1 protein-coding gene and 1 pseudogene are annotated in these 3401 nt (G+C 44.0%); both read right to left on the reverse strand.

What is annotated here, in order from left to right; all coding sequences use genetic code 11:
* Nucleotides 1-886: eCIS core domain-containing protein (locus F6K20_RS30215; protein WP_287297164.1), on the reverse strand; the 886-nt coding region annotated here is incomplete at its 3' end.
* Nucleotides 887-1003: 117 nt separating this feature from the next.
* Nucleotides 1004-3401: pseudogene (locus F6K20_RS30220) on the reverse strand (hypothetical protein); the annotation flags it as partial.

Below are 3401 nucleotides of genomic sequence, written 5' to 3' on the forward strand. Positions count from 1 at the left end.
TCGTCAAACTATTCTTACCAGGAGACTTCCCCGCACCATAGAAAATATCCCTACCATGGGTAAAGGCTTGGGCTCCCAACTCCTTATTCATCTGTACCGCACTAGAGTCAGTATGCACCCGCACGCCACTAAAGTTAGCCCCAAATCTGGGTTCCATGAAAGCACGGGTAGAGTCTGGCAGAGGTTGACCGGTACCCCGTCGGGATTGGATTTTGGTTTCTAAATTAGATGATACTTGTGGGGTTTGACCAGGATTTGCTTTAGTTTGTATTTCTTCTTCCTCGGATTGTAACTGTAGCCCTATGGGCTTAGTTTGTATTTCCTCTTCCTCGGATTGTAACTGTAGCGCTATCGGCTTAGTTTGTATTTCCTCTTCCTCGGATTGTAACTGTAGCGCTATCGGCTTAGTTTGTATTTCTTCTTCCTGGGATTGTAACTGTAGCGCGATCGGCTTAGTTTGTATTTCTTCTTCCTGGGATTGTAACTGTAGGGCTATCGGCTTAGTTTGAATCTCCTCTTCCTGGGATTGTAACTGTAGGGCGATCGGCTTAGTTTGAATTTCCTCTTCCTCGGATTGTAACTGTAAGGCGATCGGCTTAGTTTGTATTTCTTCTTCCTCCATGGAATTTTGCACTGAGGGTGCTGGCATGCGCATTACTTGGGCTGCAACACTGTCTGCCTCCTTCTCGTACACATCATTTGGTTCCCCCACTTGCATTTTTGTCTGGATCAGGCGATTAACTGCTTGGTTTCCCAGTTTTCGTTGGAGTTGCAGGAGGGGGTGAACCGGACTATGGGTAGCCAAGGGGGTTGGCTTGGCTTGAACGGTTTTTCCCTTTGGGGTTATTTGGTTGTTTTTGGTTTGGCTTGCCCGTTGATATCCCATATGGTTCACCTTTTCCTTGGCCGTTCCTACTAATATGATGATGCAATTTTTACAGACTGAGTGTATGCTAATGTTCTGGTTGTAACGCCAGTAAGCTTTGAACCGTTAGCTTTATTGCTAAGGAATATCTATGTTAGGCTCAGGGTCAGGAATCTGTGGAGGATTAGGTGTAATAATAGGATCATCAGGGTCAGGATCAGGGACAACAATATCTATACGTAATCGCCGTTCTATAACTCTGATTCGCCGTTCTAGATTTCTGATTTGCGTTTGTAGACTTTGAACCTGAGAAGCGTTATCCAGTTCCCTCCTAGTGACATCATCAAGTTTAACCATGCTAATACTTTTATCAGCAATTTTGGCATTGGTGACCGAGTTATTGGCTAATTCCGCAGTACCGACAGTGCCGTTTTGAATCTTGGCGGCGTTGACTGCATTATTGGCAATTTTGGCATTGGTCACCGAGTTATTGGCTAATTCCGCAGTACCGACAGTGCCGTTTTGAATCTTGGCAGCGTTGACTGCATTATTGGCAATTTTGGCATTGGTGACCGAGTTATTGGCTAACTCCGCAGTACCCACGGTCCCGTCCTGAATTTTGGCAGCGTTGACCGAGTTATTGGCTAATTCCGCATTACCGACAGTGCCATTTTGAATTTTGGCAGCGTTGACTGCATTATTAGCAATTTTTTGATTGGTGACCGAGTTATTGGCTAATTCGGCATTACCGACAGTGCCATTTTGAATTTTGGCAGCGTTGACCGAGTTATTAGCAATTTTTTGATTGGTCACTGAGTTATTAGCTAATTCCGCATTACCGACAGAACCGTTTCCCTCAAATTTAGTCGCCTTAACAGTTCCATCCACCTCTAATTTTGTACTAGGATTTGTTGTCCCAATACCAACGTTACTAGAACTAGGATGAACTGTTAGCCCATCCCGCGAAAGCATATCAGAAACACTAGGAAGCCAGCTATCATTATCTAAATTGGCTAGGTATGGTAAGGCTAGATATACTTCAAAAGATCCGTCAGCGTCGTCACCCGCTATACCCATAGAAAAACTCTGACCACCGAATCTCGTTACCTCAGATGTGGGAATTACGCCATCTACTCGATACCAACCATCTGGAGCATTATCACTTTGCTCTTTCGTAATGCCAATGCCCCCTCTAACCTTATTAGACCACCCAGCAAGTTCGCCAAATCCCACTTGTTTACCGGAAGAAATCTTGAGCCAAGCTTTGAGATGTACGTACTTTTTGGTTAAAAAATTACCTCGGGACTCAAAGGTAAAAAGTATCATGGTATGTGGTCCTGAATTATCCCCAGTAATTTTCAAAATCCTACCGTCACGAAAACTAGCCCAACCATCAGCTAAACCACCTCTTTTTATTCGCGCACCTTTGTTAGTTCTGCCAAACCAATAGGGATTTTCTTCGGTTGCATCATCTACACTATCGGCAGCATTGGCTGGTTTTTTGCCTACATAGGGTCCTTCAAACCCTTTTGTGAAAGGGTGTGCTGCTTCTAAAGTAACATTCCCAAAGACACTGTACCCAGCAGGCTTGTTGCCATCGAGTATATTCATGTAGGAATTTCTGATTAGATTAGGCGGCATTGATGACCCCCTAATCATGCCAGAGGTTGTAATATTGCCATTGACAGTGAGGTTGTCTTCGATAGTCAGCGACTTTGCCTTAACAGTTCCATTTACCTCTAATTTTTCACTAGGATTATTTGTGCCAATGCCGACATTGCCAGCATTATAGTAAATCCTGTTACTATCACCATCAGACCACTTGGTTTCACCGCCAGCACTAATCCCAGTTAAACCAGAACCATCCCCTTCAAACCTAGTGGCCTTGACAGTTCCATTTACCTCTAATTTTTGCCTAGGATTATTTGTGCCAATACCAACATTACCATCCACTGTCAGAGCACCCGTGGTATGTAACGCATCATCTATCCTAAGTGACCCAGATGAATGCCCAGAGCGAATTACCCCTGTAACTTTCACTTCATCACTGTCTTGGTCCCCCAAGGACACATTCCCAGCAATATGCTCGGTATCACGGGCAATCACATCCCCTTTTACTTCCAGGTTTCCATTCACTGTCAGGGAACCATCGATAGTCGAGTCTCCTGTCAGATTTAAGTTGGTAGCAGAAATCGTACCATCTACCTCTAACTTATCCAGGGTAGATAACTTATCACTAGCTAGTTTCCGTACAGAATTATCCACTGTACTAACGTTACCGTTGTTGTCTAGGGTCACCCGTGCTAACCGAATCACATTATCATCGGTAGGGGCACTACCAGTTCTTACCTCCACCTTATCTTCATCACAGTGTTCTCTTTGTATACCACCGTAGATGAGAAATTTGGGACGTTCAGTGGTGCGACTGTATTTAGTTTCCTTACCTAGTCGGTAAGGCTTATCCTGAATTTCCTGATAGATGATGGTAATTTCAATAGTTGTATTGAGTGGTAATCCATCTAAGTTAATGGTTTTC

This window comes from Moorena sp. SIO2C4 (assembly GCF_010672485.1).
Taxonomy (GTDB): domain Bacteria; phylum Cyanobacteriota; class Cyanobacteriia; order Cyanobacteriales; family Coleofasciculaceae; genus Moorena; species Moorena producens.